The organism is Microbacterium sp. NPDC057407 (genome assembly GCF_042803895.1).
Lineage (GTDB): Bacteria > Actinomycetota > Actinomycetes > Actinomycetales > Microbacteriaceae > Microbacterium.
On sequence record NZ_JBHVCA010000001.1, the window covers coordinates 939,727 to 960,846 of the forward strand.

Sequence of the window (21,120 nt, forward strand, 5' to 3'; positions counted from 1 at the left end):
CTACTCGGTGCGGGGAGCCAGTCGCTCCCGCAGCTCGCCGAGGTCGGCTGTGGTCGCCATGCCTGCTCGCGCCACATCGTCCGAAGCCGGCTCGCCTGTGCTGTCGGTGTGCGCCAGCGCCTGATCGAGCAGCTCGGGCGCGGTGAGGCGTCGTGACGCCGTCTCGATCGGCTGCGGTTCGCGGACGGCGTCGAGCTTCGTCTGGTCGATGCCCGGGAAGCGACGGGCGCTCACGAGCACCCGTGACTCCAGCGACCCGGCGAACCTGTTGTAGCTGTCGACCGTGCGCTCGATCGCCCGGCGCAGGTCGTCGGCGTGGCCGGCCAGTGACCCGAGACGCTCGTACAGCTGGTTTCCGAGTTCGAACAGGGTGCGAGCCTCGGCCGACACGTCTTGCTGGGTCCAGGTGTAGGCGACCGTCTTCAGAACCGCCCAGAGGTTGACCGGAGAGGCGAGCGCGACCCGCTTGCCGAATGCGTAGTCCAGCAGCGCGGGATCCTCTTCCAGCGCGGCGGCGAGGAGCGACTCGCTGGGCACGAAGCACACGACGAACTCGGGACTGGATGAGAGCCCCGCCCAGTAGGCCTTCTTCGCCAAGGTGTCGACGTGCGACCGCACCGCTCGGACGTGCTTGTCGAGAAGCGTCCGCCGGCGCGCGGCCTCCGGCCCCTGGGCGGTCACCGGGATCGCGCTCGCCTCGAGGTAGGCGTCGAGCGGCACCTTGGCGTCGACAGCGATCGCCTTGTCGCCGGGGAGCCTGATGACCATGTCGGGGCGGCCGGCCCCGGCATCCGACGCGATCGATGGCTGAAGGTCGAAGTCGACGTAACGCGTGAGGCCCGCGGCTTCGACGACCCGTCGCAGCTGCGTCTCGCCCCACACGCCTCGGGTGGCGCCGGAGCGGAGGGCGCCGGCGAGCGACTCCGTCGTCGCGCGCAGAGCCTCGTCGGATTCGTGCGCGCGCCGCAGCTGCTCGGCGAGGGTGCCGTACTGGGCGTGGCGATCGCGCTCGAGCTCGCCGACCTTCGCGTGCATCGCGGTGAGGGTCTCGTGCACCGGCGCCAGCGCCCGCAGCACCGACTGCTCGCGCCGTTCCCGCTCTTCGCGCGAGGCCTGGTCATGGCGGGCCTGCGCCGCCAGCTCGCGGTAGAGCACCTGCTGGTGGTCCAGCTGCGCCTGCACGCCCTGCCTGGCGGCCTCGGCGCCGGCCAGCCGCGCCCGGAGGTCGGCCTGCTCGCCGGCCGCCCGTGCCGCGCCGCGCGCCGATCCCGCGGCCCAACCGGCGAGCGCGCCGAGGATCATCGTCACGGCGGCGATCATCGAGATCACGAGAGCGTCCATGCGTCCAGGATGGGCGAGGGCTCCGACATCGCGGACCCGCCGTGCCGAGGCATCCGTACCCCGCGTCGTGATCAGGCGACGGCGAAGCTCACCGCGGGGGCTTCGGCCACGGCGATCTGCGAGACCTTGACTCCCGCGTACTCCGCGAGCGACCCGATGTCGTCGGCGGCGAGGCGGCGTGCGGCGTCGATCATCACGTGGGCGCAGGCGAGAGCGTCCGCGGTGGCGTTGTGATGGGGGAAGTCGGCGAATCCCGCCTCGGCGGCGACGAACGGCAGGCGGTACGACTCGAGCTGGTACACCTTGCGGGCGACCTGGAGGCTGCACGCGTAGCGGTACGGCGGGCACTCGTCGCCGGTCGCCTCGCACGCGCGCTTGATGACGGCCATGTCGAACCCGGCGTTGTGTGCGACGAGGACGTCGCTCCCGATGAACTCCGACAGCGGTCCCAGCTGCGCCGTCCACGACGGCGCGGCCGCCACGTCCTCCTCGCGGATGCCGTGGATGCGGACGTTGAGGTCGAAGAAGCGATCGTGACCCGACGGCGGCCGGATCAGCCATCCCGTCTGGTCGACGACCACTCCGCCGCGAACGCGGACGAGACCGACGGCGCAGGCCGAGGCGTTGCTGGAGTTCGCCGTTTCGAAGTCGATGGCGGTGAAGTCCAGGGGCACGAGGCCAGACTCGCCCGGACGGCGCCCGTCGCGGCGGAGGCGCGCCGATCACCCGGTGCGAGTTCTCGGTCCGGCGCCGTGCCGGTCGTTCGGCGCCGCCGCCGACGCGTACGAGCCGGGGGCCCGGACTATCCGCGGGAGGCGGTCGCGCCCGCGAGCGTCGCCGGTCCGGGAAACCGTGACGGCATGCGAAGGCCCACGGTCTGCAATTTCGTCACCGTCGACGGGCGGTACGAAGACGACGATCACGACATCACGTCCTTCTTCCGGCACCAGCACGCCGACTACCGTGGCGCGGACTCCTTCGACCACTACACCACGTCACTGCTGCGCGAAGCGGACACTCTGCTGCTCTCGGGCACCGGAGCGTCGACCCGTCCGTCGAGAGCCGACCCCGCCCCGTAGACTTGAGCCCCGTGGCTCTCACCATCGGAATCGTCGGTCTCCCCAATGTCGGCAAGTCGACCCTCTTCAACGCCCTGACCAAGAACCAGGTTCTCGCCGCGAACTATCCTTTCGCGACGATCGAGCCGAACGTCGGGGTCGTGAACCTTCCCGACCCCCGCCTCGACAAGCTGGCCGAGATCTTCCACTCCGAGCGCATCCTGCCGGCGGCCGTCTCGTTCGTCGACATCGCGGGCATCGTCCGCGGAGCCAGCGAGGGGGAGGGGCTGGGCAACAAGTTCCTCGCGAACATCCGCGAGGCCGACGCCATCGCGCAGGTGGTGCGAGGCTTCGCCGACGACGACGTGGTCCACGTCGACGGCGCGGTGAACCCCCGCAGCGACATGGAGACCATCAACGCCGAGCTCCAGCTGGCCGACCTCGAGACGCTCGAGAGGGCGATCACGCGGTACGAGAAAGAGGTGAAGGGCAAGAAGCTCGACCCCTTCGTCCTGGCGACGGCGATCGAGGCTCGCGACGCCCTGCAGCGCGGCGAGCTGCTCTCGGCGTCGGGGATCGACCTCGCCCCGATCAAGGAGCTCGGGCTCTTGACCGCGAAGCCGTTCATCTTCGTCTTCAACGTCGACGAGGCGGTGCTGACGGATGCCTCCCGCAAGGCTGAGCTCGAAGCCCTCGTCGCGCCCGCCAAAGCCGTCTTCCTCGACGCGAAGATCGAATCGGAGCTGATCGATCTCGACCCTGCCGACGCCGCGGAGCTGCTCGCGTCGACGGGCCAGGAGGAGTCCGGGCTCGACCAGCTGGCCCGCATCGGCTTCGACACTCTGGGCCTGCAGACCTACCTCACCGCCGGTCCGAAGGAGGCTCGCGCGTGGACGATCGGCAAGGGATGGAAAGCCCCGCAGGCGGCCGGTGTGATCCACACCGATTTCGAGAAGGGCTTCATCAAGGCGGAGGTCATCTCGTTCGACGACCTCGTCGCGGCCGGCTCCGTCGTCGAGGCCCGCGCGAAGGGCAAGGCCCGCCTCGAGGGCAAGGACTACGTCATGCAGGACGGCGACGTCGTCGAGTTCCGCTTCAACGTCTGACCCCGGCGCCGCCGACACCCGCCCGAGCATCCGAGAGGACCCCTCCGTCATGACCGACGACCGGCTAGAGCGTGAGTGGACTCGCTGGCTCGAGCAACGCACGGTGAGGCTGGAGCGAGGGGACGACTTAGGGGTCGAGCGGCAGGTCGATCACACGCTCTTCTTCAACCGGCGTTGGCATGCGATCCGCGCGGCCAAACTGATCGCGCCCACCCGTGCGGTTCGCGTTCTGCGGACCCACGATCGTCCGCGTTGGATCGTAGAGGCGAGCTGCACGGAGGATCTGACGGATGATTCGGTGCGCCACTCCCTGGAATTCATGCTCACCATCGCCCGGGTCTGTCGGGGTACGTACGACGGGTTCGGCGCACCCGTTGTGCGCTTGTAGGTGAGGTGCGCCGTGGTGAAGGAATCGTCAGGCGTGGGGCGTGGAAGCACCCCGACGACGACCGGCGCCCGGCCGGTTTCCGGAGACCAGATTTCCCGAGCGCCGATGGACCTATACGAAGCGGATGCTGTTGCCAAGATCGTGCGCGAGCTGCACCTGAGATGGTTGCGGATTACGCAACATCGTCGAGTTCCGCTTCAACGTCTGACCCCGGCGCCGCCGACACCCGCCCGAGCATCCGAGAGGACCCCTCCGTCATGACCGACGACCAGATCTTCGAGCCCGAAGGCCGCGCCATTCCTTACGTCGAGGAGGGCGACGGTCCCGTCAAGCTCGTACTGATCCCCGAGCCGGGCGAAGGCCGCGACGCGCTCGCCGTCGTCGCCCACTACCTCGCGGAGGAGGCCGGCTTCCACGTGCTGAGGGTCGGCTACCGGGCAGGATCGAACGGTCAGCTGGCCGTCGCCGAGCACGCCGAGGATGTCGTCGCCGTGATCGACCACCTCGGCTTCGACCACACCTGGATCGGCGGCCACGGGTTCGGCGGCACGGTCGCGCGGGCCGCGGTCGGGGCACACCAGGATCGCGCCAACGGACTTCTCCTGCTCGGAGTCGAAGATCGCGACATCCCGCTCGCGCCCGTCCTCCCCGTCCTCATCGTGCAGGGATCCGCCGACGAGGTCACCCCGCCCGCCCATGGCGACCTCCTCCAGTCGACGGCGCCGGAGCGCGCCAGCGTGAAGACGCTCTCCGGAGCGGGCCATCTCTTCCCCTTGACGCACCTCATGGAGACCGCCGTGACCATCGAGGAGTACCTCGACTGGGACTGACGCGTATCGGTCCGGCGGAGCGCTTGGCTGGCGGCGTCGGGGACTCAGGGCTCCTGCGGGTCGGTGATCGTGCCGGTCGGCTCGGCATCCTGGACCTGGTGCGTCCGGCCGAGCTCGTCCGCGATGGTGCGTCCCCGATCGATGGCCTCCTCGCGGCTGGAGAAGCTGGCGGACAGCTCGGGGCGTCCGTCCACGACGACCTCCCACTGTCCGCGGTTGGAGCGGGTGACGACGGCATCGCTCATCTTCTGACCTCTTCTGTCGGGGTCGGCTCGCAGCGCCGGACGGCGCCGGAGGCTATTGCGACACGTCGTTCTCGAGCGCCTCGGCCAGCGCCTCGACGGCGTCGGGCTGGAGCGCGACTCCCGCAGCGGCCAGCCGCTCCTCGAGGATGCGGCTGACGTCGTCGGACACGCGGCCGTGCCGGATGTCGTCCTCGACGTCGGCGACGACTCGTTCGATGGTCTCAGCGCGGTCGGGATCGAGCGCCACGTGCAGGTGGCTGTCGTCGAAGGTCATGACCACACTCTGATCCGGGGGCGCGGCATCGCGCACCCCCTTGACGAGCGCCCGTTCCATCCGACCGGATGCGGCGGTGCGTGTCGTCGGCTGCCGCTAGGGTGCGGGAATGCCGAACGACACCGCGCTCACCGACTGGCTGCTCGACTCCGACCCGGCACTGCGCTGGCAGGTCGAGCGAGACATCGTGGGCACGCCCGCCGAGCAGTGGCAGGCGACGCGCGCGCGGGTCGCGACCGAGGGCTTCGGCGCGGCGCTGCTCGCGCAGCAGGACGCCGACGGGCAGTGGGCCGGGGGATCGTTCTTTCCCGCCGGCTTCTTCGACAGCGACGAGCCGAACCAGCCCGGCCAGCCGTGGATCGCCACGACCTGGGTCCTGCGCGACCTCCGCGAATGGGGGATGGATGCCTCGGCTCTCGCCGACACCGCCGCGAGGCTCGATGCCCACAGCCGCTGGGACTACGACGATCTGCCGTACTGGGGCGGCGAGATCGATGTGTGCATCAACTCCTACACCCTGGCCACGGGCGCCTGGCTCGGAGCGGACGTGTCCGCGCTCGCGGCGTGGTTCCCCGCGCATCAACTGGCGGACGGCGGGTGGAACTGCGAAGCGGAAGAGGGCAACTCGACCCGGTCGTCGTTCCACTCGACGCTCAACGCGCTGCGGGGGATGCTGCAGTACGAGCAGATCACCGGCGATGACACTCTGCGGGCTTCCCGACACCGAGGCGAGGAGTACCTGCTCGAACGCCGTCTGCTGTACCGTGCCTCGACCGGGGAGCGGGTCGGAGCATTCGTCGACCGGTTCGTCTACCCGAACCGGCACCGCTACAGCGCCCTGTTCGCGCTCGACTACTTCCGCGCGGCGTCGCTGCACGACGGCACACCGCCCGATGCGCGGCTGGCCGACGCGATCGAGGTGGTTCGGCAGGCGCGTCGCCCTGACGGTACGTGGTTGCAGAGCACTCCGCTCGCCGGCCGTACGTGGTTCGACGTCGATGCGGGCGAGGGCGAGCCGTCGAAGTGGCTCACCCTGATGGGCGTTCGGGTCCTCAGGTGGTGGGACGGTGAGGCCTGAGTCCGCGACTCAGCTCCGGGCCCCTGCGCGATCCGCTTCGAGGAGCGAGTGCGCCAGAAGAGTGGCACCTGTCACCGCAGCGGGCATCGTCACGACCGCGCCCAGCGGCACCATGAAGCACAGCTGCGTCGCCACGCCGAAGCCGAGGGTCCGCCCTCGGCGCCGCCGGAACAGTCGCCGCCGGGCCGCGGCATCCAGCCCCCTTCCGGCGAGGGCCCGCGACGTCAGCTCATCGGCGAGCAGCGAGCCTGTCAGAGCGACGGCGAGAACGGTGCTCACAACGCCGCCCACCACGGGGATCAGCGCCACCCCGGCCGACAGCGCGGCGACGCCCAGTCCCCGCACGATCAGCCAGATTCCGTCCACGATCGACCGCCACAGACCGCTTTCGGCGTCGATGCCCGTGGACTGCGCGTCCCGCTCGACAGCGCGCCAGATGCGGTCGTAGAACGGTTCGCCGACGACGAGGGTCAGTGCCGTGAAGGTGACCGCGACGAGCACGAGCGACGCACCGAAGAGCGCGGTGCCGACGGTGACCCGCACGACCGTGGCCCAGACGCTCGGCCACCGGTCGGCGAAGGGCGTCATCGCTTCGGTGATCGCGGGCAGGAAGACGCCCAGCGTGATCAGGCCGGCCAGAAACGCCGCCCCCACGATCGCCGCGGGCACGAGGCCCAGTGCCATCAGGCCCGGGCGCCGCCGCCAGTACGCGAAACCGCGTCCCAGCAAACCCGCTCCCCGGGCGAACTCGCGCACCGCCCCAGCCTAAGCGGGTCGGCGATCGCCGCTCCGCGGCGTCGGCGTGCGGCTCACGCCTGCTCGTCCTCTTCGGGTTCGAACGTCGACTGATCGCCGGTGTGACCGGCGGCCACCCTTCCGGCGCGTCGGGGATGGTCCCGTCCTCGCCGAGCCCGCCCGGCTTAGGGGTTCGCTGCGGTGAGGTGGACGTGTCGCCGGGGTTCGATTCCTTCTCGTCGCTCATGCCGTTCAACGTACGCGCCGACTCTCGGCGAGCCGATCCGGTTGACAAACGACCCGCGTGCCGCACCCGATGTCAAGCCGTACTGCTGTCGCCGTGCCGGTCCTAGGCTCCAGGTGAAGAAAGGCGGCCCATGGCGAATCTCGGCAACATCACCTTCTACGCGGACGACCCGCCGGCGCTGGCCCGTTTCTGGTCGGAGGTGTTCGGCTATCCGGCCGCCGAGTGGGATCCCGCGGATGAGCGCGAGCTCCTCGCGGCGGGCCTCACCCGCGACGATCTGGCCAAGCGGGCCCTCGCGGCAGACCCTCTGGGCGTCGGTCCCCGGCTGTTCTTCCACCACGCCGACGGACCCAAACGTGGTCGCAATCGCATTCACCTCGACGTCAATGTGGCCCGCGGTCCGGATGACCCGCCGTCCGACCACGCCGCCCTCGACGCCGAGAAGGACCGCCTCGTGGCTCTCGGCGCCTCGGTCGTCCGCCTGGTCGAGCAGTCGTGGGGTCCCTGGGAGGAGCGCTACTACCAGCTCCGCGACCCGGAGGGCAACGAGTTCTGCCTCCAGTGACGCCTGCCGCGGGGCGCTGCGAGGGCATCACGGGACGTCTCAGCGACGCAGCGTCGTCGACGGATGCTCGCCGAAGGCCGCCGCGTACTGCTGAGCGAAGCGGCCCGGGTGCGTGAACCCCCATCGGTGGGCGACATCCCGTACCGACAGCCGCGGATCCGACGAGGCCAGCAGCTCCTCCCGGGCCAGCCGCAGTCGCAGACGGCGCAGGTACTGCATCGGCGTCATGTCGTAGGCGCGCCGGAAGGCGCTCTGCAGCGACCGCGTGGTCGTCGCCGCCGCGACGGCCACATCGCCGACCGTGATCGGCTCGTGAGCGTGGGCCTCCATGTACGACACCGCCAGACGCACGCGCCGGGACTGGATGCCTCGGTCGGGACGGCGATCCAGATCGACCAGGGGGTACGAGCTGAGGATCGACACGACGGCGTGGCGCAGCAGCTGGGCGCGTACCAGCTCGGCTCCCCGCAGTGCACTCTCGGAGAGCATCATCGCCTCGAGACTCGCGATGGCCTCCGCCGCGAGGGCCGGGTGGCGGCGATGCGTGTTCACACCGTCGATCCGCCACTCCGGGTCGGCGTCACCGCTCAGCGACTCCACCACCCGGCGCACGTAGTCCACGTCCAGGCCGACGGTGCGCAGCTGCGCGCCGGGGAACTCTACGCGCATCTCCACCCCGGGCGGCACCATGAAGGGGACCGAGCCGTTGCCCCGCTCCTCGCCGACGCGCCACCGGTGGGTGCCTCGCACGGCGTGGGCGAGCATCACGGCACCGAACGATTCGGTGCCGGACCGGCAGCGTCCGTCGAACCGGAGGGAGGCCACGGACACCGTCGCGTCGGCGGCCGCCGTCATGACGTAGGCGAACCGCTGATCGGGCGCGACCGAGAGGTCCATCTCCGTCCCATAGAGAAGGGACATGGACCGTTGGGCTTCGCCCAGATGAGAGGTGCGGGCCGAGTGCCACCGAATGCCGTTGTTTCCGTCGGTCATCGCCGGCGCCCCTGCCCGGTCGTGGCGACCGAGGTCGGGCGGCGGCGTCCGCGGAGATCGCGCGGACTCACTCTTCCCCGGAGGCCGAGATGTCCGGCGGCTCCGGGACGATCTGCAGGCCGGTCGGGGAGTTGGCAGCGAACATCAGGTCGTCGAGCCATGCGCGGTTCAGCTTCGGCGTCCGGCCACCGTGGAATTTGAAGATGAGCGTGGCGTTCGCGTGGATCCAGACGGTGGTCCTGCCGCCGCCGGTCGACAGGTCGTCGCGCCACGTGAAGAAGAACGGTTCGTTCCGCCGGAGCTTCGTGCCGGTGACCACCTGGATGTGCGCCAGGATGCGATCGTCGAGTTCGACTCGAACTCCCTCGCCGTAGATGAACCGTCCCATTTGCCCTCCGCACACAGCGTCGCTCACGAGGACCGTCGCCGACGAAGCGCTGTCCGCCGAGCGTCAGCGCGGGACACCCCGCGAAAAGCGGCAGGGTGGGCGAACGGCGAGCGACGCTGAGGGGCGGCGAGGGGACGGACGGCATGACGGCTCCGCGGTGGTGGAACAGGTGTACCCCGACAGCCTCGAAAAACGCGCGATTGCGAGCTAGAGGGTTGACTTCCGGAGAGCCCTTAGTCCTCAGCCCTTCAGCCCACCCGCCCCGATCCCGTGGATGATCTGCTTCTGCGCCAGGAAGAACACGATGATCATCGGGATGGTGGCGATGACGCTCGCGGTGACGATGATCTCCCAGTGCCACTCGCCGCCGAACCCGAAGGCGTCGACGAGGGACTTCAGTCCCCGCGGAACGGTGAAGGTCGTCGAGTCGCGCAGGTAGATCAGAGCCCGCATGAGGTCGGTCCACACCGCCTGCACCTCGAACACCAGCACGACAGCCAGCGCCGGCCGCGTCAGCGGCACCCCGATGCGCCAGAAGACCGCCCACTGGGACGCGCCGTCGACGCGCGCGGCGTCGAAGAGATCCCGTGGCAGCCCGAGCATGAACTGGCGCAGCAGGAAGATGTAGAACGCGCTCGCGAAGAGGTTTTGTCCCCAGAGGGGCACGAGGGTGCCGACGAAGCCCAGCGAGTTCCAGATGAGGAACGTCGGGATCATCGTGACAGCGCCCGGCAGCATCATCGTGGCCAGGACGAGACCGAACAGCGCGCCCCTGCCCCGGAAGCGGAAGTAGGAGAAACCCCACGCGACCATCGCGCTCGAGATCGTCACCGTGACCGCAGCCAGCACGGTGACGACCAGCGTGTTGAACAGCCACAGACCGAGGGGCGCCTCCTGCCACACCTGGACGTAGTTGTCCCACGTGAAGGTGTCGGGGATGAGCTTGTTGTCGAAGACCTCGCCGCGGGGCTTGAACGACGCGCTGATCAGCCAGACGAACGGGTAGGCGAAGATGACGGCGAGGACCGACAGCGCCACGATGGCCAGGACGTGCCTGACCTTCTTGCCCCGCCGGGCCGCCCGGGAGGCCGCGCGGGAGACGTTGCGCGGCGGCTCGGCGCCGCCCGCGGGGGCGACGGGAATCGGGCCGCTCGGGTGCTCGGCCTCGTACTCGCGGTCGGGGCTGCCGTGGGGGAGAACGCGGCTCATCGCGGGTCCTCGCTCTCGTAGTAGACGACGCGGCGCGACACGATCAGCTGGATGACGGTGACGACCATGATGAGCGCGAAGAGCACCCACGCCATCGCCGAGGCGTAACCCATGTTGAGGAACTCGAACGCCTGCTGGAACAGGTAGATCACGTAGAACAGCGCCGCGTCGTTGCTGTAGGTCGTGTTGCCGGCGCCGAAGAACGCGGTGTAGGCCTCGTCGAACGTCTGCAGCCCGGCGATCGTGTTGACCACGACGATGAAGAAGACCGCTGGGCTGATGATCGGCAGCGTCACGGAGAACGACTGCCGCCAGAAGCCGGCGCCGTCGAGCCGCGCCGACTCGTACAGCTCGTCGGGGACGCTCTGGAGGGCGGCGAGGAGGATGATCACCGAGGCGCCGATCGTCCAGAGGCTCATGATGATGAGTCCGGGCTTGACCCACGCCGGGTCGGTGGTCCAGGACGGACCGTCGATGCCGAACCATCCGAGGACGGTGTTGAAGAGGCCGTTCTGCCCGTTGAAGAGCAGAAGGAACAGGATCCCGACCGCGACCGGCGGCGTCATCTTCGGCAGGAAGAATACCGTCCGGAAGAAACCGGAACTGCGTCCCGCGCGGTTCAGCAGGAGCGCCAAGAGGAGCGAGACGATCACGTACAGCGGCACCTGGACGGCGGTGTAGAACAGGGTGTTGCCCAAGGCGAGCGCGATCTTCGGGTCCTGGAACAGCTCGGTGTAGTTCGCCAGGCCGACGAACTCCGCGTCGTTGATGACGTCGTAGTTCGTGAGCGACAGATAGGCGCTGTAGATGAGCGGCCACGCCGTGAAGACGACGAAGCCGATCAGCCACGGACTGAGGAAGAGGAGCGCCGATCCGACGTAGCGTCGGCGCGCCCGCCGCCGCGACCGCGCGCGGTCCGGTGGAGCAGCGGTAGCCACCTCGCCGGCCCCGGCCGCGGTCGCAGCGGCGGCCATCTCAGTCGCCTTCCTCGAGATCAGCCCACGCCTCGTCGAGCGCCTTCTGCGCTTTCTCCTGGGCTGTGCCGAGGGCCTCCTCCGGCGTCGCCTGGCCGTTCAGCACCGCGTTCACGGCGTCGAACATCGCCGTGCGGAACTCCGCGTCCGCCGGATTAGCCGGGAGCGAGAACGTGGCGTCGTTGGCCTCGTACATCTTCGCCACGGCGGTATCCCACGGCTCTCCACCGGAGGTCGTCATGTCGCGGATCATCGCGTCGGCCTCGGCGTTGCCGGTGAGGATGCCGGTGAACGGCTTGCCCTCCGCCTCACGGGCTTCGAGACGCGCGTTCGCGGCGGCCTCCCAGGCGTCCACCGACGTCATGGCCCGGGCGAAGCGGCAGGCAGCCTCGGGGTTCTCGGCCCCCGAGGGGATCGCCCATGCGGAACCTGCCGCGTACGCCAGGGTCTCGCCCGAGCTGTCTCGGACGGTGTCGAACACGAGCGGGGCGTCGGGGGAGACGTCGTTGAGCACGTTGACGTACCACTGCTCCATGGGCATCGCCCCGAGCACGCCGGTGGCGAACTGGTTGCCCTCGCCGAAGAAGTCGGCGGAGTCGCGGTAGGCCTTCACGGCGCTGAAGCCGCCCTGCGCGTCGTAGATCGAGACAGCCCATTCGAGCGCTTCGACGACGCCGGGGTCGTCCAGCTGGGCGGTCCTGCCGTCCTCCGAGATGAGGTCGACGCCGTTCGCCTTGGCCCACAGCGGCAGGAACTCCGGCAGTTTGCTGTCGACGCCGATGACCTCGAGCCCGCCGCCGCTCTGCTTCACGAGGGCCTCGTTGGCGGCGCTCATCGCGTCCCAGTCGGAGCCGTTGACGTCCTCGACGGTGAGGCCGGCCGCGTCGAGCAGCTCCGCGTTGGCCATGGTGAGCTGCACGCTGTTGAACTCGGGGATGCCGTACACGGTTCCGTCGAGGGTCACCTGCGCGAGTGCCGAGGGCACGTAGTCTCCGGTCGGGATCGATTCGCCCTCGATGCAGTTCTCGAGAGGAACGACGGCGCCGCGCGCAGCGAGGGAGCCGATCTGATCCCGGTTGGCGTAGACGACGTCGGGCGGCGACCCGGTCGCCACGGCCGACAGGAACTGCTGAAGGTCCAATTCGCCCTCCGCGAGCTTCACCTCCACGTCGCCGAGCTGCTCCTTGGCGTAGTCGAGGCGGCTCGTGGCCACTTCATCGACGCCGGAGAACCCCATGACCGAGAGCGTGCCGGTGAGCTCGGCGCCGGAGTCGTATTCGGCGCCGCCGTCGTCGGCACCGCCCGTCCCGACGGCGCAGCCTGCGGTGCCGAGGGCGATGGCGGTGAGGGCCGTGAGAGCAACGGGCCGGTGTCTGCGAGTACGCATGATCTCCTCCTACCGCACCGAGAAGTGGGCGGTGGAGGAAACGTAAGAGACGCCTCGTCGGTTCGCCGAGGGGGTTGACGGACGAACGACCGGAGGTTTAGGCAGCGCCGTCCACGTTGGCGCGATGTGCCGCATCCTCCGCTTCTGGAACGGGGATCACCGAGATCGGCGTGCCGGGCGTGAGCGCCAGGTAGGCGGTCCGTGTCGCGCCCTCCCCGTCGTTCACCTCGAGCCAGTGCACCCCGGACGCGAGGCCGTGCGCGATCTCGCTGCGGAGCTCCGCCGGGTCGCGCCCGCCGACGCTGTAGTGCTCGCCGCCGTACACGATGTCAATGCGCTTCATGGTCGCCTCCTGCGCCGGCGGTCTCGGGCGGTTCGGGCACGAGGTACAGGCCCGACGGCGAGTTCGCCGTGAAGGCCAGGGCGTCGACCCACGCGGCGTTCAGCCGCGGTCTGCGGCTGCCGTAGTACTTGTAGACCAGGGTGCATCGGGGATGCACCCAGACGGTGGTGCGGCCGTCACCGATGCTCGTGTCGTCCTTCCACGTGAAGTGGAACGGCTCGCCTCGGCGGAGCTTCGAGCCGATCACCAGCTGCAGGTGCGCGAGGGTCCGATCGTCGAAATCGACCTTCACCGTGCCGTCATAGATGAACTTGCCCATACGGGACTCCTTGAGTGACCGGGCCGGCGAAACGCCCGCCTGAGGGCACCGCCTCCATGATCGCCTAACGGATCGCCCGAGGGAATGCGCCTGACGCCCCGAGTGGGGGATCACCCGCGAAGCCGGACAGTCCCGAGGCAGGCGGCACAGATGGCTCGCCTTTCTCTCGTCGCCCCCATCATGTTGGCCGTGTTCGACATCTCGTGAGGGACTTGACATCGGTGCGGCGGGTCCGTTACGGGCGCGCGGCGGACTCGGCAGCCCGCAATGGCTTGACAACGACGAGGGAGCGCCGGTAGCGAAGAGGGGTTGCTCGTCGACAAGGAGCCCTCGCCGCATGCCCGACACCGAAACGATCGCCGACGCCGCGCGCGCCGTGGAACGTCTGCGCCTCGCCGAGGCGCGACTTGCCCGGCGTCGGCAGACCGAGTGCGGTCCGAGTGAGACCGCCCGCGCTGCCACGCGGTACATCTACGAGAAAGCGGATGCCGGCGAGGACGTGACGCCCACCGAGATCGCCGAGCACCTCGGGCTGTCGACGGCGTCGGTCACCGGCATCCTGCAGCGTCTTCGCGGCGGCGGCCTCATCACCTTCGTCCGCAATCCCGACGACGGGCGGAGCAAGCGCGTCATCCCCATAGACCGGTCGGTGGATCTCGAGGACATCGATCCGCTCACGGCGAAGATCCGCGACTTCGCGGTCGGCCTCAGTCAGCGTGAGGCAGAGCATGTGGTGCGGTTCCTCGAGGCGGTCACCGAAGCGGTCGACAACGAGTGCAGGTGATGTCGCGGGCTCGGCGCCCTGAACAGTTGACCAGACGGCATGACGTTGTCCAGGGGTTCGCGGGCGTCACCGGCACCGCGTATAACGAGGGCATGGCGACTTCCGACGAGATCGAGATCCGGCCCATCACGCCCGACGACGCGGGGGAGGCACTCACCCTTCAGCGGGCGGCGTTCGTGCAGGAGGCGCTGATCTACAACAGCGTCCAGATGCCGCCCTTGACGCAGTCCCTCGATGAGCTGCGCGCCGAGCTCGTCGAGAACCTCGGATGCGTGGCGAGAGACGCCGGCCGGATGGTGGGCGCCGTGCGCGCGCAGCGCGACGGCGAGCTGCTGCTGATCGGCCGCTTGGCGATCGCCCCCGACGTGCAGGGGAGGGGGATCGGGAGCATGCTCCTCGAAGCGGTGGAGAACCGCGGCCGGGAGGCGGGATGCCGCGAGGCCGAGCTGTTCACCGGCTCGCTCAGCGAGGCAAACATCCGCCTCTACGAGCGCACCGGGTACCGGGAGTCGGGGCGCGTGGAGGAGGACGAGGGGATCGAGCAGGTCTTCTTGCGCAAGACTCTCGACTGACCTCGCCGGTGTCGGACCCCGATGCCAGGATGGAGCCATGCCGGAGTCACCCGAGGTGCAGGCGCTCGCCGAGTTCCTCGCCGACCACGCGACGGGTCGCGCACTGCGCGAGGCAGACGTGCTCGAGTTCCGCGCCGTGAAGACGCGCACCGCCCCGCCCTCCTCGCTGGTCGGGCGCCGGGTCACCGGCGTCGAACGACACGGCAAGCACCTCGCCGTCGGATTCGGAGAGGATTCGCGCCTGGTCGTCTCGTTGGGACGGCACGGCTGGATGCGGTGGCGGGGGCCTGACGACGACGGCTCGCTCGGCGAGGACGCACCCCCCGCGCTCGCGCAGCTGACGCTCGACGATGCGACCGTCGAGGTGACGGATGCCGGCACCTGGGTCTCGCTGGGCCTCTTCGTCGTCGACGACCCGGTCGCCGTCCCCGCGATCGCCAAGCTCGGGCCCGATCCCGCCGACGAATCCTTCTCGGCCGCCGACTTCGAGGCCGCCGTCGGGGGTCGTCGCAAGCAGATCAAGGCGATCCTTCAGGAGCAGGAGTCCCTCGCCGGCATCGGGAATGCCTACTCCGACGAGATCCTCCACATCGCCCGGGTGTCGCCCGTGACCCACGGCGCCGCGCTCGACGACGCCGCCCGGGAGCGGCTCTTCCGGGCGACGGTCGAGACCATCCGGGGCGCGATCGCGGCACGGCGCGGCGTCCCGATCCACGCCCTGAAAGCCGCGAAGGTCGACGCGATGCGGGTGCACGGGCGCGCCGGAGAGTCGTGCCCGGTGTGCGGCGACACGATCCGCGATCTCGCGTTCGGGGGAACCACGGCGCAGTACTGCCCGACCTGCCAGAACGACGGCGTGCCGCTGTGAGCGGCGGTTCGGCGGCAGCGTGCCCGCACGCGGGTAGCATGGCGTCATGACCTCTTCGCAGCTTCCCGCCCCCAGCGTCCTGCAGCCTGTCGACGACGAGAAGAACCTCCTCACCGTCGTGGAGTCCTCCGGGTCGTGCTGCGGCGGTGGCAGCTGCGGCATCGGCTGACACCAGCTGCCCCTCGCCGAGGCGGTGCCGTCCGATGACTGACGAAGACCTCCATCTCACCCCTCGGGTCGCCCGGGTGCTGATGACCGAGGAGGCGATCTACGGGTTGATCCTCGTCTCGGGGATGATCGTCGTCAGTGCCGGCGGAACCTCGCTCAACGCCCTCACGACCGTCGCGATCACCGTCCTGGTGTTCTTCGCCGCCCACGTCTACGCGGGCACGCTCGGTCGCCTCGCGGCGACCGACGGTCACGCGGGCCTGCGGGCCAGTCTGCGCGCCTCCGCTCGTCAGTCCTCGGGCATGCTCGTCGCTTCGATCGCACCGCTCGGCGTGCTTCTCCTCGGCACCACCCAGGTCATCGACGACGACACGGCCCTGTGGGCGGCGCTGATCGTGAACACCCTCATCCTCGGCGCTCTCGGCTGGACCGCGGTCTCGCGCTGGAGCACCCACTGGTGGCCGCGGCTGCTCAGCGCACTCCTGACGGCCGCGTTCGGCGGCGTGCTGATCCTGCTGAAGGCCGTCATCCACCACTGACCGTACGACGACCGTGCTCAGCGGTCGATCGGCGTCAGGAGCGCCTCGCTCACCTCCCGGCTCAGCCCCGGCACCTCATCGACGGGGACGCTCAGGGCGAGCAGGTAGCGACTCAGCAGGTTGCGTGCCGCGGCGGCGAGGGCGATGTCGGCGATCTGCCGGTCGGTGAAGCCCCGTTGGCGCAGCCGCAGTGCGTCGGCATCCGTCATGTCCTGCGGATCGGCCGAGAGCTTGGCGGCGAAGTCCATGACCGCGACATCGGCCTCGCTCAAGCCCGCCGAGTGGGGATCGCGTGCCAGGCGGATCAACTGGGACTCGTCCATCACCCCCGCGCGCAGCGTCTTGCGTCCGTGCGCCAACAGGCAATGCGGCGACCCGATGGACCGTGCGGCGCCGAGGGTGGCCAACTCGTAGACCCGTACGCCGAGAGAGGTGATGACGGCGCCCAGCAGCGCCTCGAACGCCTGGTGGGCCTCAGGGTTGACCGCCATGGCCCGCGTATGGGAGAAGACAGCGCCGTCGCTCTCGATGTCGTCGGCGTACATCCGCGCGACGTGGCCGGTCGCCGCCTCCGGATCCGGTGTGTCGATGATCATGTGTGCCTCCCTCGAGCCGTACGCATGCGCACCAGAATCGCCGATGCCCCGCCCCGGAGTCGAGGGGGCGGGGCATCGGCGTGATACGCGTCAGTGCGGAGCGGGAGCACCCATCGGCTGGTCCGCCGGCTTGCGGATGAGGAATGCGCCCACCAGCAGCGGCAGCGACAGGAACGCCGCCGTGACGAACGCGGCATGCGTCCCCGCGGAACCGGCGGCGATCGCGTCGGCGCCGGACTCGGCGGCGGCGGAGCTCGCCGCGGCCATCACGCCGAACATCAGCGCGATGCCCGCTGCTCCGGCAACCTGCTGCGCCGTGCCGACGACCGCGGAACCGTACGAGTAGAACCGCGGCTGGAGCGAGGCGAGCGAGGCCGTGAAGAGGGGCGTGAACGACAGCGCCAAGCCGATCGACAGCACCGTCTGGGCGATCGCGACGACCCATACCGGAGTGGTCGTGCCGAAGGTCGTGTAGAACCACAGCATGCCGCTCGTGATGACGGCACCCGGAACGAGGAGCACCGTCGTTCCCCATCGGTCGTAGATCCGGCCGATGACCGGGCCGGCGAGTCCCATCGCGAGTGCGCCCGGCAGGACCACGAGGCCGGTCGTGAGCGGGTCGACCTCGAGCACATCCTGCAGGTAGAGCGGCACGACGGTGATCGCGCCGAAGAACGCCATCGACATGATCACCATCTGACCCATCGAGAGGGAGAAGTTCGCGCTGCGGAAGACGCGGAGGTCGAGCAGCGCGTCGTCACTGCGCTGCAGGACCACCTGCCGCCAGGCGAACAGGCCGAGCGCGACGGCGCCGATCGACAGCGACACGATCAGGGTCGTGGTCGACGTCGCGGTGGCGGCCGCGGCATCCGCCCCACTGCCGTGACCGCCCGCACCCAGCTGGCTGAGTCCGAAGACCAGCCCGCCGAAACCGAGGGCCGACAGGATGACCGAGAGCACGTCGATCGGAGCGCGTGTCGTCTCGCCCAGGTTGTGGATCCAACGAGCGCCGACGACCAGCGCGACGATCGCGATGGGGAGGACGACGCCGAAGATCCACCGCCACTCGAAGTTGTTCAGCAACGCGCCCGCGAGCGTGGGTCCGATGGCGGGAGCCAGCGAGATCACGATGCTGACGCGGCCCATCATCCGGCCGCGGATGGCGGGCGGGACCACCGTCATGAGCGTGGTCATGAGGAGCGGCATCATGATCGCGGTACCCGACGCCTGCACGACCCGTGCGATCAGCAGCACCGGGAAGCCGGGTGCGAGGAACGCGATCAGCGTTCCGGCCGAGAACAGGCTCATCGCGGCGACGAACATGGTGCGCGTGGTGAAGCGGCGCAGCAGGAAGCCGGTGATCGGAATGATCACGGCCATCGTGAGCATGAAGGCGGTCGTCAGCCACTGCGCCGCCAGAGCGGTGATGCCGAGGTCGGTGATGAGGTGCGGGATCGCCACACCCATCGTCGTCTCGTTGAGGATCGCGACGAACGCCGCCGCGAGGAGGAGCCAGATGACCCTGCTCTCTCGCGGGCCCAGCGAGGCGGCGGGAGCGGCGGATGCGGCGGGCAGGCGGACGCTGCCGGTTTCGGGCTGGATGTCGGTAGAGGCCAAGAGTCGTCTCCTCGGGAGAGTGCGGGCGAGGGGCGGCCATCGTCTGATGGCGGGAAGCGTCGGCGCAGAGCAAAGATCTCGCGGAAACGGCAAGCCCTCATGCTAACCGTGGGCACCGACAGGGAATTCCCGATCTGGGGAGGTCGGACGGGACGGGTCGCCGTGGCGAGGTTCGCGGCGACGGAGCGCTCAGTTCTCGAGCGTCTCCTCGTCGGCGGGACGGTCCCACTTCTCGGTGCCGATCGCATCGGTCGAGTGCGGCGTGGGCTCCCGCTCTTCAACGGTGGAGGGGACCGGATTGAGCAGCTCCTCCTCGGGAATCGCCTTCAACTGGTCGATCTCCTCCCGAAGGGCCGCCAAGTCGGTGCCGTCATGAGCGGGCGTATCGGGAGTGGAGGTCATGGCGCAAGCCTAGCCCTCGGCGGTGGTGGCGTCATTAGGCTGGCGTAGGTGAGCATGCGCGGCACCGGAGGCGGGGGACACCCCGGCTTCCGCGGCGTCGACATCCAGGCGCAGAAGCGCATCAACGCGGAGGCGCCCCGGATCCCGCATCTCGGCCGGCGCGTCGTGGCGCTCTTCCGTCCCTACACCTGGTCCCTGGTGGCGACGGCGGTCCTCGTCGTCGTGGGCGCCGCTCTCGCGGTGATCCCGCCGCTGATCGTGCAGCGGATCTTCGACGACGCGCTGTTCCCCGTCGACGGCTCGGCCCCCGACATGTCCCTGCTGTGGCGGCTGGTCGCGCTGATGGTCGCGCTGTTCCTCGCCTCGGCGGGCCTGGGCGTCCTCCAGACCTGGATCACCTCGACCGTCGGCAACAAGGTCACCGGCGATCTGCGGGTGCGCCTGTTCGAGCACCTCCAGGGGATGGAGCTCGGGTTCTTCACCCGGACGAAGACCGGCGTGATCCAGTCGCGGCTCCAGAACGACGTGGGCGGCGTCTCCGGGGTGCTGACGAACACGTTCACGAGCATCCTCGGCAACGCCGTCACGGTGATCGCGTCGCTCGTGGCGATGATCATCATCGACTGGCGGCTGACGCTCATCGCCGTCGTCATGATGCCGTTCCTGGTGGTCGTGCAGCGCCGCGTGGGCCAGGTGCGGGCCCGCATCGCCGGCGAGACGCAGGAGTCGCTGTCGGAGCTCACCTCGATCACCCAGGAGACCCTGAGCGTCTCGGGCATCCTCCTGTCGAAGTCGTTCAACCGCCAGCGTGCGGAGTCGGCGCGCTACGCGGACGAGAACCGCAACCAGGTGCGGCTGCAGGTGCGCCGGGCGATGAGCGGACAGGGGTTCTTCGCGGTCGTGCAGGTGCTGATGGCGAGCGTGCCGGCCGTGATCTACCTGGTCGCCGGCTACCTGATCACGGGCGGTGACGCGGGGATCACGGCGGGGACCATCGTGGCGTTCACTACGGTGCAGGCGCGGCTGCTCATGCCGCTCATGGGCCTCATGCGGGTCAGCCTCGACCTGCAGACATCGGCTGCTCTCTTCGCCCGCATCTTCGAGTACCTCGACCTCGAACCCGCGATCACCGACGCGCCGGACGCGATCCCCGTCGAGGACGCGCCGGGTCCGATGGGACGGATCGAGTTCCGCGACGTGGTGTTCCGCTACCCCGACGCGGCGCCCGACGCCCGCCCCACGCTGCAGGGCATCACCTTCACCGCCGATCCCGGCCAGCACGTCGCCTTCGTCGGTCCTTCGGGCGCGGGCAAGACGACGGTGCTCTACCTCACGCCGCGGATGTACGAGGCATCCGGCGGGTCCGTCCGCTTCGCCGGGGAGGACGTGCGCCGGCTTCGGCAGGAGTCGATCATCGACCAGGTCGGCATCGTGTCGCAGGAGACGTACCTCTTCCACGCGACCATCCGCGAGAACCTGCGGTACGCCAAGCCCGACGCCTCCGACGCCGAACTCGAGGCGGCCTGTCGCGCCGCGAACATCCACCACGTCATCGAGGGGTTCGAGCGGGGCTACGACACCGTCGTGGGCGAGCGCGGCTACCGGCTCTCCGGTGGCGAGAAGCAGCGCATCGCGATCGCTCGGGTTCTCCTGAAGGACCCGCCCGTGCTGCTCCTGGACGAGGCGACCTCCGCGCTCGACACCGTGTCGGAGCGGGTCGTCCAGGAGGCGCTCGACGCGGCCGCGCGGGGCCGCACGACGCTGTCGATCGCCCATCGCCTGTCGACCGTGATCGCGGCCGACGTGATCCACGTGATCGAGGCGGGGCGCATCGTCGAGTCCGGCACGCACGCGTCCCTCATCGAGCAGGGCGGGCTGTACGCGGAGCTCGCCGCCCAGCAGCTGGCGGCGTCGCGCATCCTCGAGGCCGAGGAGTCCGATGCCCCGGCGGACCATCCGGACCGCCGGGCCGACCGCCCGCCGGTCGATCCGTCGCAGCGCCCGGTCGGCGTGACGGTGCGCGAGTCCGTGCCCGCGGAGCCGTGGGTTCCGACGCCGGAGGTTCCCGGGACGTGAGCGGGCTCCCTCGCCGAC

Annotated in this window: 27 protein-coding genes; 12 read left to right on the forward strand and 15 right to left on the reverse strand. The window is 69.7% G+C overall.

The genetic code is table 11. From position 1 onward, the window contains the following. Together ACFUTX_RS04520 and ACFUTX_RS04525 are read right to left on the reverse strand one after the other, a co-directional pair. Window positions 1-1,341: a DNA recombination protein RmuC gene (locus ACFUTX_RS04520; RefSeq protein WP_378860981.1), complete on the reverse strand. Its 1,341-nt coding sequence runs from the start codon at window positions 1,339-1,341 to the stop codon at window positions 1-3. Window positions 1,342-1,412: 71 nt separating this feature from the next. Then, on the reverse strand, window positions 1,413-2,015 hold the full coding sequence (locus tag ACFUTX_RS04525; protein WP_378860982.1) for an exonuclease domain-containing protein: 603 nt from the start codon (window positions 2,013-2,015) through the stop codon (window positions 1,413-1,415). A gap of 186 nt (window positions 2,016-2,201) precedes the next feature. Here ACFUTX_RS04525 and ACFUTX_RS04530 point away from each other — a divergent pair, with 186 nt between their 5' ends. The 4 genes from ACFUTX_RS04530 (at window position 2,202) to ACFUTX_RS04545 (ending at window position 4,723) form a co-directional block, all read left to right on the forward strand. Beyond that, on the forward strand, window positions 2,202-2,420 hold the full coding sequence (locus tag ACFUTX_RS04530) for a hypothetical protein (protein WP_378860983.1): 219 nt from the start codon (window positions 2,202-2,204) through the stop codon (window positions 2,418-2,420). Window positions 2,421-2,431: 11 nt separating this feature from the next. Then, window positions 2,432-3,505, forward strand: a complete 1,074-nt coding sequence (ychF, locus tag ACFUTX_RS04535) for a redox-regulated ATPase YchF (protein WP_378860984.1) — start codon at window positions 2,432-2,434, stop codon at window positions 3,503-3,505. 49 nt (window positions 3,506-3,554) lie between these two features. Then, window positions 3,555-3,893 (forward strand): ribonuclease E inhibitor RraB, encoded by a 339-nt coding sequence (locus tag ACFUTX_RS04540; protein ID WP_378860985.1) that lies wholly within the window; start codon window positions 3,555-3,557, stop codon window positions 3,891-3,893. 257 nt (window positions 3,894-4,150) lie between these two features. Next, window positions 4,151-4,723 carry an alpha/beta fold hydrolase gene (locus ACFUTX_RS04545; protein ID WP_378860986.1) on the forward strand — a complete coding sequence of 191 codons (573 nt, stop codon included), beginning with the start codon at window positions 4,151-4,153 and terminating at the stop codon, window positions 4,721-4,723. A 44-nt stretch (window positions 4,724-4,767) separates the two neighbouring features. Here ACFUTX_RS04545 and ACFUTX_RS04550 read toward each other — a convergent pair whose 3' ends face one another. Both ACFUTX_RS04550 and ACFUTX_RS04555 read right to left on the reverse strand, forming a co-directional pair. Continuing rightward, on the reverse strand, window positions 4,768-4,968 hold the full coding sequence (locus ACFUTX_RS04550) for a DUF2188 domain-containing protein (RefSeq protein ID WP_378860987.1): 201 nt from the start codon (window positions 4,966-4,968) through the stop codon (window positions 4,768-4,770). A 52-nt stretch (window positions 4,969-5,020) separates the two neighbouring features. Next, window positions 5,021-5,242, reverse strand: a complete 222-nt coding sequence (locus ACFUTX_RS04555; RefSeq protein WP_378860988.1) for a hypothetical protein — start codon at window positions 5,240-5,242, stop codon at window positions 5,021-5,023. A gap of 109 nt (window positions 5,243-5,351) precedes the next feature. Between ACFUTX_RS04555 and ACFUTX_RS04560 the strand changes: the two genes are divergently transcribed. After that, complete coding sequence (locus ACFUTX_RS04560) at window positions 5,352-6,320, forward strand: squalene cyclase (protein ID WP_378860989.1); 969 nt, start codon at window positions 5,352-5,354, stop codon at window positions 6,318-6,320. A 9-nt stretch (window positions 6,321-6,329) separates the two neighbouring features. Here the strand turns inward: ACFUTX_RS04560 and ACFUTX_RS04565 are convergent, their stop codons facing one another. Then, window positions 6,330-7,076 (reverse strand): EI24 domain-containing protein, encoded by a 747-nt coding sequence (locus ACFUTX_RS04565; RefSeq protein ID WP_378860990.1) that lies wholly within the window; start codon window positions 7,074-7,076, stop codon window positions 6,330-6,332. A gap of 356 nt (window positions 7,077-7,432) precedes the next feature. Between ACFUTX_RS04565 and ACFUTX_RS04570 the strand changes: the two genes are divergently transcribed. Next, entirely contained in the window at window positions 7,433-7,867 is a 435-nt protein-coding gene (locus ACFUTX_RS04570) for a VOC family protein (protein ID WP_378860991.1), read from the forward strand. A gap of 39 nt (window positions 7,868-7,906) precedes the next feature. Here ACFUTX_RS04570 and ACFUTX_RS04575 read toward each other — a convergent pair whose 3' ends face one another. The 7 genes from ACFUTX_RS04575 to ACFUTX_RS04605 form a co-directional block, all read right to left on the reverse strand. Further along, a complete protein-coding gene (locus tag ACFUTX_RS04575) occupies window positions 7,907-8,764 on the reverse strand; it encodes a helix-turn-helix domain-containing protein (RefSeq protein WP_378860992.1) in 858 nt (285 codons plus the stop codon). A gap of 163 nt (window positions 8,765-8,927) precedes the next feature. Next, window positions 8,928-9,248, reverse strand: coding sequence for an ATP-dependent DNA ligase (locus tag ACFUTX_RS04580; protein ID WP_378860993.1), 321 nt, complete (start codon window positions 9,246-9,248; stop codon window positions 8,928-8,930). A 240-nt stretch (window positions 9,249-9,488) separates the two neighbouring features. Continuing rightward, a complete protein-coding gene (locus ACFUTX_RS04585; RefSeq protein WP_378860994.1) occupies window positions 9,489-10,457 on the reverse strand; it encodes a carbohydrate ABC transporter permease in 969 nt (322 codons plus the stop codon). Further along, a complete protein-coding gene (locus tag ACFUTX_RS04590; RefSeq protein ID WP_378860995.1) occupies window positions 10,454-11,431 on the reverse strand; it encodes a carbohydrate ABC transporter permease in 978 nt (325 codons plus the stop codon). Before ACFUTX_RS04590 ends, ACFUTX_RS04585 begins: the two co-directional genes overlap by 4 nt. 1 nt (window position 11,432) lies before the next feature. Next, the gene (locus ACFUTX_RS04595; RefSeq protein ID WP_378860996.1) at window positions 11,433-12,818 is read right to left on the reverse strand and encodes an extracellular solute-binding protein; all 1,386 of its coding nucleotides are present in this window, start codon (window positions 12,816-12,818) and stop codon (window positions 11,433-11,435) included. A gap of 97 nt (window positions 12,819-12,915) precedes the next feature. Next, window positions 12,916-13,161, reverse strand: coding sequence for a hypothetical protein (locus ACFUTX_RS04600; protein ID WP_378860997.1), 246 nt, complete (start codon window positions 13,159-13,161; stop codon window positions 12,916-12,918). Further along, window positions 13,148-13,480, reverse strand: a complete 333-nt coding sequence (locus tag ACFUTX_RS04605; RefSeq protein ID WP_378860998.1) for an ATP-dependent DNA ligase — start codon at window positions 13,478-13,480, stop codon at window positions 13,148-13,150. Before ACFUTX_RS04605 ends, ACFUTX_RS04600 begins: the two co-directional genes overlap by 14 nt. Before the next feature lie 337 nt (window positions 13,481-13,817). Here ACFUTX_RS04605 and ACFUTX_RS04610 point away from each other — a divergent pair, with 337 nt between their 5' ends. The 5 genes from ACFUTX_RS04610 (at window position 13,818) to ACFUTX_RS04630 (ending at window position 16,411) form a co-directional block, all read left to right on the forward strand. Further along, window positions 13,818-14,264 carry a MarR family winged helix-turn-helix transcriptional regulator gene (locus ACFUTX_RS04610; RefSeq protein ID WP_378860999.1) on the forward strand — a complete coding sequence of 149 codons (447 nt, stop codon included), beginning with the start codon at window positions 13,818-13,820 and terminating at the stop codon, window positions 14,262-14,264. Between the two features lie 92 nt (window positions 14,265-14,356). Beyond that, window positions 14,357-14,836, forward strand: a complete 480-nt coding sequence (locus tag ACFUTX_RS04615; RefSeq protein ID WP_378861000.1) for a GNAT family N-acetyltransferase — start codon at window positions 14,357-14,359, stop codon at window positions 14,834-14,836. A gap of 37 nt (window positions 14,837-14,873) precedes the next feature. Next, window positions 14,874-15,704, forward strand: a complete 831-nt coding sequence (locus ACFUTX_RS04620; protein ID WP_378861001.1) for an Fpg/Nei family DNA glycosylase — start codon at window positions 14,874-14,876, stop codon at window positions 15,702-15,704. A gap of 46 nt (window positions 15,705-15,750) precedes the next feature. Next, window positions 15,751-15,873: a hypothetical protein gene (locus ACFUTX_RS04625; RefSeq protein ID WP_378861002.1), complete on the forward strand. Its 123-nt coding sequence runs from the start codon at window positions 15,751-15,753 to the stop codon at window positions 15,871-15,873. A 34-nt stretch (window positions 15,874-15,907) separates the two neighbouring features. After that, window positions 15,908-16,411, forward strand: a complete 504-nt coding sequence (locus ACFUTX_RS04630; protein ID WP_378861003.1) for a hypothetical protein — start codon at window positions 15,908-15,910, stop codon at window positions 16,409-16,411. A gap of 17 nt (window positions 16,412-16,428) precedes the next feature. Here the strand turns inward: ACFUTX_RS04630 and ACFUTX_RS04635 are convergent, their stop codons facing one another. The 3 genes from ACFUTX_RS04635 to ACFUTX_RS04645 form a co-directional block, all read right to left on the reverse strand. Next, window positions 16,429-17,007 (reverse strand): carboxymuconolactone decarboxylase family protein, encoded by a 579-nt coding sequence (locus ACFUTX_RS04635; RefSeq protein WP_378861004.1) that lies wholly within the window; start codon window positions 17,005-17,007, stop codon window positions 16,429-16,431. Window positions 17,008-17,097: 90 nt separating this feature from the next. Further along, the gene (locus ACFUTX_RS04640; protein WP_378861005.1) at window positions 17,098-18,624 is read right to left on the reverse strand and encodes an MDR family MFS transporter; all 1,527 of its coding nucleotides are present in this window, start codon (window positions 18,622-18,624) and stop codon (window positions 17,098-17,100) included. A gap of 189 nt (window positions 18,625-18,813) precedes the next feature. Beyond that, window positions 18,814-19,026, reverse strand: a complete 213-nt coding sequence (locus tag ACFUTX_RS04645) for a hypothetical protein (RefSeq protein WP_378861006.1) — start codon at window positions 19,024-19,026, stop codon at window positions 18,814-18,816. A gap of 54 nt (window positions 19,027-19,080) precedes the next feature. Between ACFUTX_RS04645 and ACFUTX_RS04650 the strand changes: the two genes are divergently transcribed. Beyond that, window positions 19,081-21,102 (forward strand): ABC transporter ATP-binding protein, encoded by a 2,022-nt coding sequence (locus ACFUTX_RS04650; RefSeq protein ID WP_378861065.1) that lies wholly within the window; start codon window positions 19,081-19,083, stop codon window positions 21,100-21,102. Window positions 21,103-21,120: the final 18 nt, after the last annotated feature.